This window comes from Pseudomonas sp., assembly GCF_050739655.1.
GTDB lineage: Bacteria > Pseudomonadota > Gammaproteobacteria > Pseudomonadales > Pseudomonadaceae > Aquipseudomonas.
Map to the genome: position 1 here is coordinate 1 of NZ_JBOIBY010000705.1, position 8009 is coordinate 8009.

General features: G+C 59.8%; 9 protein-coding genes. 6 read left to right on the forward strand and 3 right to left on the reverse strand.

Going from position 1 to position 8009, the window contains the following annotated elements:
• The 5 genes from ACRESJ_RS33585 to ACRESJ_RS33605 form a co-directional block, all read left to right on the forward strand.
• On the forward strand, positions 1-740 hold a 740-nt coding region (locus tag ACRESJ_RS33585), incomplete at its 5' end, for a gamma-glutamyl-gamma-aminobutyrate hydrolase family protein (protein WP_431761720.1).
• A 342-nt stretch (positions 741-1082) separates the two neighbouring features.
• Positions 1083-2225 carry a polyamine ABC transporter ATP-binding protein gene (potA, locus tag ACRESJ_RS33590; protein WP_431761721.1) on the forward strand — a complete coding sequence of 381 codons (1143 nt, stop codon included), beginning with the start codon at positions 1083-1085 and terminating at the stop codon, positions 2223-2225.
• A gap of 29 nt (positions 2226-2254) precedes the next feature.
• Positions 2255-3136: an ABC transporter permease subunit gene (locus tag ACRESJ_RS33595; RefSeq protein ID WP_431761728.1), complete on the forward strand. Its 882-nt coding sequence runs from the start codon at positions 2255-2257 to the stop codon at positions 3134-3136.
• Entirely contained in the window at positions 3133-4017 is an 885-nt protein-coding gene (locus ACRESJ_RS33600) for an ABC transporter permease subunit (protein ID WP_431761722.1), read from the forward strand. Before ACRESJ_RS33595 ends, ACRESJ_RS33600 begins: the two co-directional genes overlap by 4 nt.
• Before the next feature lie 166 nt (positions 4018-4183).
• On the forward strand, positions 4184-5281 hold the full coding sequence (locus tag ACRESJ_RS33605; protein ID WP_431761723.1) for a polyamine ABC transporter substrate-binding protein: 1098 nt from the start codon (positions 4184-4186) through the stop codon (positions 5279-5281).
• A 222-nt stretch (positions 5282-5503) separates the two neighbouring features.
• Here the strand turns inward: ACRESJ_RS33605 and thpR are convergent, their stop codons facing one another.
• Complete coding sequence (gene thpR / locus ACRESJ_RS33610; RefSeq protein WP_431761724.1) at positions 5504-6043, reverse strand: RNA 2',3'-cyclic phosphodiesterase; 540 nt, start codon at positions 6041-6043, stop codon at positions 5504-5506.
• Between the two features lie 111 nt (positions 6044-6154).
• Here thpR and ACRESJ_RS33615 point away from each other — a divergent pair, with 111 nt between their 5' ends.
• The gene (locus ACRESJ_RS33615) at positions 6155-6349 is read left to right on the forward strand and encodes a hypothetical protein (protein ID WP_431761725.1); all 195 of its coding nucleotides are present in this window, start codon (positions 6155-6157) and stop codon (positions 6347-6349) included.
• 15 nt (positions 6350-6364) lie between these two features.
• Here the strand turns inward: ACRESJ_RS33615 and ACRESJ_RS33620 are convergent, their stop codons facing one another.
• On the reverse strand, positions 6365-6718 hold the full coding sequence (locus ACRESJ_RS33620) for a DUF1428 domain-containing protein (RefSeq protein ID WP_431761726.1): 354 nt from the start codon (positions 6716-6718) through the stop codon (positions 6365-6367).
• 16 nt (positions 6719-6734) lie between these two features.
• On the reverse strand, positions 6735-7799 hold the full coding sequence (locus ACRESJ_RS33625; protein ID WP_431761727.1) for a hypothetical protein: 1065 nt from the start codon (positions 7797-7799) through the stop codon (positions 6735-6737).
• Positions 7800-8009: the final 210 nt, after the last annotated feature.

Below are 8009 nucleotides of genomic sequence, written 5' to 3' on the forward strand. Positions count from 1 at the left end.
GCGTTACTGCGTGCGTCAAACAGATTGGCCTGCACCCCTACCACATCAGCGGCGACAAGTACTTGCGTGCTGTCAGCGTCGCGGCGCTGGGGCTGCCTGTCGTTATTCCTTCCCTGGCTGAACTGACCGAAATCGATGACCTGCTGCCGCAGCTCGACGGTCTGTTGCTGACCGGCTCGCCGTCGAACGTGGAACCCTTCCACTATCAAGGCCCGGACAGCGCCCCCGGCACCGAACATGATCCCCAGCGGGATCGCACCACCCTTCCCCTGATTCGTGCAGCCATTGCGGCGGGCGTTCCGGTGCTCGGCATCTGCCGCGGCTTTCAGGAGATGAACGTGGCGTTCGGTGGCAGCCTGCATCAGAAGGTTCATGAACTCCCCGGCTTCCTCGATCATCGCGAAGCCAACCATCCGGACCTGGCGGTGCAATATGCACCGGCCCACGGGGTCACCGTGCAAGCGGGCGGCGTGTTCCAGGCGCTGGATCTGCCAGCAGAGTTCCAGGTCAATTCGATTCACAGCCAGGGCATCGATCGGCTCGCTCCCGGCCTGCGCGCCGAAGCTGTCGCGCCCGATGGCTTGATCGAAGCGGTCTCGGTGGAACACAGCAAGGCGTTTGCCCTTGGCGTGCAATGGCACCCGGAATGGCAAGTGCTGGACAACCCTCCTTACTTGAGAATTTTCCAGGCGTTTGGCGAAGCCTGCCGCCAACGGGCGGCGCTGCGGAACGCACGCTGACGTAAAAAACGAGAAACCCATTTTCTGCCCCCGTGAGTTTGGCGGGCGCGTTTGCGCGCGCCTGCCTCTCGCGACAACAACACACTGCAATAACAACAAGTACTACCAGGCAGCCAGGACGGCGGCGCCGAATAAACCCGGCCAGCGCATGCAGCGCCATCCCCTGTAGGAGCTGCCGCAGGCTGCGATCTTTTGACTTTGCTTCTCAAGATCAAGATCAAAAGATCGCAGCCTTCGGCAGCTCCTACACAGGGATCGCGAACAAATGGCTGTTCGGGTTTGCAATCAACTATTAAGTCAGGCCGCGTTGGCCCGACGACTGAAACCTGTTGGGAGTTTCACATGGCAAACGCCTCCAGCATCTACAGGAAGGCCCTTGAAGGTCACCAGGCACCGAAAAAGGTGTTGGTGAAAGTCGACCGCGTCACCAAGAAGTTCGACGAAACCACCGCTGTGGACGATGTGTCCCTGGAAATCCACCAGGGCGAAATCTTCGCCCTGCTCGGTGGCTCCGGTTCCGGTAAATCGACGCTGCTGCGCATGCTCGCCGGCTTCGAACGCCCGACCGAAGGCCGGATTTTGCTCGACGGCGTCGACATCACCGACATGCCGCCCTACGAGCGGCCGATCAACATGATGTTCCAGTCCTATGCCCTGTTCCCGCACATGACCGTGGCACAGAACATCGCCTTCGGCCTGAAACAGGACCGTTTGCCCGCTGCCGAGATCGATGCCCGCGTAGAAGAAATGCTGCGCCTGGTGCACATGACCCAATACGCCAAGCGCAAACCCCATCAGTTGTCTGGTGGCCAGCGTCAGCGTGTTGCACTGGCCCGCTCCCTGGCCAAGCGTCCAAAGCTGCTGTTGCTCGACGAACCAATGGGCGCACTGGATAAAAAACTGCGTTCGCAAATGCAGCTGGAACTGGTGGAAATCATCGAGCGCGTCGGCGTGACCTGCGTGATGGTGACCCACGACCAGGAAGAGGCCATGACCATGGCCCAACGTATCGCCATCATGCACCTGGGCTGGATCGCCCAGATCGGCAGCCCGGTGGATATCTATGAAGCACCGGTCAGCCGCATGGTTTGTGAGTTCATCGGCAACGTGAACGCCTTCGAAGGCACCGTGGTGGAAGACCTGGAAGGCCACGCGATCATTCACAGCCCGGACCTCGACCAGAAGATCTACGTCGGCCACGGCGTCAGCACCTCGGTGGAAGACAAGTCGATCACCTACGCGATCCGTCCGGAAAAACTGCTGGTCAGCACCACCAAACCCGACACCCGTTACAACTGGTCCAGCGGCAAGGTGCATGACATCGCCTACCTGGGCGGGCATTCGGTGTTCTACGTCGAACTGCCTGGCGGCAAGGTCGTGCAGTCGTTCATGGCCAACGCCGAGCGCCGTGGCGCGCGTCCGACCTGGGACGATCAGGTCTACGTGTGGTGGGAAGACGACAGCGGCGTGGTACTGCGAGCATGAGAACCTTCAATCAGCAGTTTTTAAGACTGGTGCCCAGCGGGCGAAAACTGGTCATCGGTATTCCGTTCGTGTGGTTGTGCCTGTTCTTCATGCTGCCGTTTTTCCTGGTCATGAAGATCAGCTTCTCGGAAGCGGCCCTGGCCATTCCGCCCTACTCGGAGATCTACACCTTTGCCGAGCAGAAATTCCAGCTGCTCCTGAACATCGGCAACTACACCCTGCTGGGTGAAGACGAGCTGTACCTCTCGGCTTACCTCGGTTCACTGAAGGTCGCGCTGTTCAGCACCCTGGCGTGCCTGGCGATCGGTTTTCCGATGGCCTACGCCATTACCAAGACCAGCAAGGAAGCGCAAAACGTCCTGATGCTGTTGATCATGATGCCCACCTGGACCGCGATCCTGATCCGGGTCTATGCGTGGATGGGCATCCTTAGCAACAACGGGCTGCTCAACGGTTTCCTGATGTGGACCGGTTTGACTTCCCATCCGATCGAGATCCTCAACACCAACACCGCCGTCTATATAGGCGTGGTGTATGCGTATCTGCCGTTCATGGTCCTGCCGCTCTACGCCAACTTGGTCAAGCATGACCAGAGCCTGCTGGAAGCTGCGTCGGACCTGGGTTCGAGCACCTTCAACAGCTTCTGGAAAATCACCGTGCCACTGGCCAAGAACGGCATCATCGCAGGCTGCATGCTGGTGTTCATTCCGGTGGTCGGTGAGTTCGTGATCCCTGAACTGCTGGGCGGCCCGGAGACCCTGATGATCGGTCGCGTGCTGTGGCAAGAGTTCTTCAATAACCGCGACTGGCCGGTGGCGTCCGCCCTGGCAGTGGTCATGTTGTTGATCCTGATTGTGCCGATTCTGCTGTTTAACCGCAGCCAGGCCAAAGAGATGGAGGCACGGGGATGAAACGTTTCGGTTTTTCAAAAATGATGCTGGTGCTCGGCCTGTCGTTTATCTACCTGCCGATGCTGATTCTGGTGATCTATTCGTTCAACGCCTCGAAACTGGTAACGGTGTGGGGTGGCTGGTCGATCAAGTGGTACGCCGGGCTGCTGGACAACTCGCAACTGATGGGCTCGGTCGGGCGCTCGCTGGAAATCGCCTGCTACACGGCGATTGCAGCCGTCGCACTCGGCACACTCGCCGCGTTCGTCCTGACCCGCGTCACCCGCTTCAAGGGGCGTACCCTGTTCGGTGGCCTGGTGACTGCGCCGTTGGTGATGCCTGAAGTGATCACCGGCCTGTCGCTGTTGCTGCTGTTCGTGGCCATGGCGCAGCTGATCGGCTGGCCGATGGAGCGTGGCATCGTCACGATCTGGATCGCCCACACCACGTTTTGTGCCGCCTACGTTGCGGTGGTAGTCTCCGCCCGCCTTCGCGAGCTGGACCTGTCCATCGAAGAAGCGGCCATGGACCTGGGTGCCAAGCCATTCAAGGTGTTCTTCCTGATCACCATTCCAATGATCGCGCCCTCACTGGCAGCGGGCGGCATGATGTCGTTCGCCCTGTCGCTGGATGACCTGGTACTGGCCAGCTTCGTGTCCGGCCCGGGTTCCACCACCCTGCCGATGGAAGTGTTCTCGGCGGTGCGCCTGGGCGTGAAGCCTGAGATCAACGCCGTGGCCAGCCTGATCCTGTTGGCCGTGTCGATCGTGACCTTGATGGTCTGGTACTTCGGCCGCCGCGCAGAAGCCAGCCGCAAGCGGGCGATCCAGGAAGCCATGGAACAGACTGCCAGCGAATCCTGGCAACAACCGAACAAGCAAATGGCGCAAGCCACCGCCTAAAGCCGCCTCTGTAGGAGCGAGCTTGCTCGCGAAGGACGTAAACGATGACGTGGGCTACCTGAATTAACGCGGCGTCCTTGAGTTTTTCGCGAGCAAGCTCGCTCCTACAAATGAGCGTGCCAGCCACATATGTGATTTTGAATAAAAAAGAAATGGAGTTGTACCGATGAAAATGTTTGGCAGGACTCTGCTGACACTGTCCTTATTGGGCGCCATGGCAACCGGCGTCCAGGCCAATGACAAAGTACTGCGCGTCTACAACTGGTCGGATTACATTGCCCCGGACACCGTCAAGAAGTTCGAAGACGAGACCGGCATCCGTGTGACCTACGATGTATTCGACAGCAACGAAACCCTCGAAGCACGCCTGCTTGCAGGCAAGTCCGGCTACGACATTGTCGTGCCGTCCAACAGTTTCCTGGCCAAGCAGGTCAAGGCCGGCGTCTATCAGGAACTGGACAAGTCGAAGCTGTCGAACTGGAAGAACCTCAACCCGGTGCTGCTGAAAAACGCGTCCGCCAGCGATCCGGATAACGCTCACGCGTTCCCGTACATGTGGGGCTCGATCGGCATCGGTTTCAACCCGGCGAAGGTCAAGGAAGTGCTCGGCGCCAACGCCCCGACCAACTCCTGGGATTTGCTGTTTAAACCGGAAAACGCCGAGAAGCTCAAAGCCTGCGGTATCAGCTTCCTCGATTCGCCAACCGAAATGATCCCGGCCGCCCTGCACTACCTGGGCTACCCGGTGAACGACCAGGACAAGGCGCACATCGCCGAGGCCGAAGCGCTGTTCATGAAGATTCGCCCGTCGGTCTCCTACTTCCATTCCTCGAAGTACATCTCCGACCTGGCCAACGGCAACATCTGCGTGGCCGTCGGTTACTCCGGTGACGTGCTGCAAGCCAAGGCCCGCGCCCAGGAAGCCGGGGACAAAGTGAAGATCGACTACAGCATCCCGAAAGAAGGCGCTGGCAGTTTCTATGACATGGTCGCCATACCCCGCGATGCCGCCAACGTCGAGAACGCCTACCTGTTCATGAATTTCCTGATGCGCCCGGACATCATTGCCGAGATCACCAACAACATCGGCTACAGCAACGCCAACCTGGCGGCCACGCCACTGGTGGATGAAGCGATCCGCAACGATCCGGGCTCGTACCCGTCGCAAGACGTGATGGCGACCTTGTATGCCATTCCGGACATGCCGATTGGTGTGCAACGGGTGATGACCCGGGGCTGGACCAAAGTAAAACTCGGCAAGTAGCCCCACCCATGATCGTTCCCACGCTCTGCGTGGGAATGCCTCAAGGGACGCTCCGCGTTCCAGCTCTGGTGGGGACGCGGAGCGTCCCGGGCTGCATTCCCACGCGGAGCGTGGGAACGATCACCGTGTGACCTTTTTCTTACGTGCAGCGCCTTACCACCGCTGCATTGCTCACCTGGCTCCCTCGGTTCAGGTGAAGTTCGGCGCCTTCGGGCGCCTTTTTTATTGGCTACCGAGCGGCCACTCGGCCAACGCCCGGTAGCGACCCTTGTGCGACTCGAACAGGGCAAAACGATCAGCGCGCAGGAAAAATTCCGGGGGTTCGACGGACTCGGGCACCGGTGCGCGATAGTCCCGTGCCAGGGTCAGGTGCGGACGAAATTCCCGTGGCGCATCTTCAAGACCAAACGGCAACATGGCCTGTTCCAGGTCGTACACCAGACGCAACAATGCCGGCGGTGCCTGCTGCGGCGCCAACACCAATGCCCCTGCCCTGCGCCAAACATCCAGTCGGTCAAGCACCACCGTCAAACGCTCAGCCGATGTGCGCACGGACGCCGCCGCGTCGCAGATATCGGCAATCCGCGCCGTATCGACCGAACCCAGAAACTTCAGCGTCAGATGAAAATTTTCCGCCGGCACCGGGCGCCCGCTGCGCAGCTGCAATGCGCCGCGCCACTGGGCGATAGCCTTACGCTGCGCCGGCGCACAATCCAGGGCGAAGAACAGCCGTTTGAACGGTTCGCGGGATTCTTCGTTCATGGCGCAACTCTCGTGCGGGAAATAGCCTGAGTGTACAACCGGCCAGCCGGTTTCTGGCGCCTCACGGCATGCGCGTTATAGTTGATGCACGCCAATCAACCAGAGGTGACCATGCGACAGGTCCTCAGCAAAGAACCATGGTGGGCCGCGCCGCCCAAGCCCGGTCAGGACGAGTTCGAGCTGGAATGGGGCTGGCTGGTGCATTACAGCGAAGGCGAGCCGCGCTTCGAATTCGTTCGAGAGCGGCCAACGGACGATGAAATCGAACAACGCAAGAGTTGCAGGATCACCCCGACGGCGGAGTGATCCCGGGGCGGGTTTTCAGGCTTTCAATAACACCTCAAAACCGCCATAAATCATCCTTTGGCCATCGAACGGCATCGGATTGACCTCCGGTTGCATGCGCGGGTCCTGCATCATCTTGTCCATCCCGGCATTGCGCGTGGCCTTGTCCGGCCAGATGATCCAGCCAAAGGCCACTGTTTCTCCTTCCTTGAGTTTCACGGCCATCGGGAACGACGTGAGCTTGCCGTCCGGTACATCCTCGCCCCAACACTCGACCACGCTCAAGGCGCCGTTTTCCTTGAAGATCGCGGCGGCGATTTGGGCATGTTTGTTGTATTGCTCGCGATTGGCGGTGGGCACAGCAGCGACAAAACCATCAACGTAAGACATGAGTGTTCTCCTTGCTTCATGGGTTTACCTGCTGGTTAGTCGATTCTGTCGGGCTCCAATCGACAGTGCCCTCACCCACTCCGACCGGCGGTTGCGCACTTTGCGCCAGGTTCCCTTCAATTTGGCCCGCCATGTACAACGTTCCCGCCATCACTCCGCTGGTCGGGTTTTGCATCAGCTTCATCCAGGCCTTGTCGAAGGTGTTGCCCAGGCTGCTGCGAATCAACGCCTCGCTGTCCGGCCGGTCGTTGGCCTGAATCAACGCGCGAATCCCCGCGACACCAACGGTGATCAGCCCACCGGCGAGTTTGCCCACCGCCGCAGCCACGGCGCTGGCGGCTCCGCGCGGGGCCATTTCGGCTTCGATTCGTTGACTGGCACGTTTGGCCACCGGTGCCATGGCGGTGTCGGTCGAGCCGACACCTTTCTCGCCACCCGCCTTATGCACCTTGTCGACCAACGCGGCGTAGGCCGGCAACGCGTTCAGCTGCTCGGTGTGCACCACCGTGTACAACGACGCGTCCCGCGCCGGTGGGGGTCCGAGGGCGATGGCCGGGATTTTCTGGATGCGGCCATTGAGCTGTGCCATGGGCACGCCGTGGCGCTGGGAAATTTTCTGCAGTTCTTCCTTGAGAATGTCGACGTAGAACGCCGACGCCAGGCTGAGGATCGCATCGGGATCGATCTCCACCGCCACCGGTGCCAGCACTTTCTCCTGATAGGCTTCGAGCAGATAGGCGGCCAGGCGTTTTTCCGAAGTGTCCTGCTCGCCCTTGGCGCTGACGGTGTACCAGCTGACTTTCATCGACAGCCATTCCTGGGTCCAGTAGCTGCTGAACCATGGAATGAAGTTTTCTTCGGTCAGTTCATAGACCCGCGTGCGCCAGTACTCCATGGCACCGCGGGCGTAGATCCGGGTCTGCTCGGTGGCCGATTGGGATGCATCGACGATCTCCCGATCCACCTGCTGCCAGGTGCTGGGTGAAATCATCACCTGTGGCACTTCCACCGGCGCGCGCGGTGCCGTGACGCAGCCCGTCAACACCATCAGCACGACGACGATCAACGAACGCAGGTTCAAGATCGCGGTTCCTGAAGTCTGTGCCGGATCAATTTCCGGCGTTTAAAAAGCCATGATTTGAGTATAGGTGGCGGCAATCTCAGGCGTACCAAAGGCCGCCATAGCCTGTAGGAGCGAGCTTGCTCGCGAAAAATCTTTCGGCGCCGCGACCATACAGAAGGAACGCGTCATCGTTAACGTTTTTCCGGAGCAAGCTCGCTCCTACAGTTC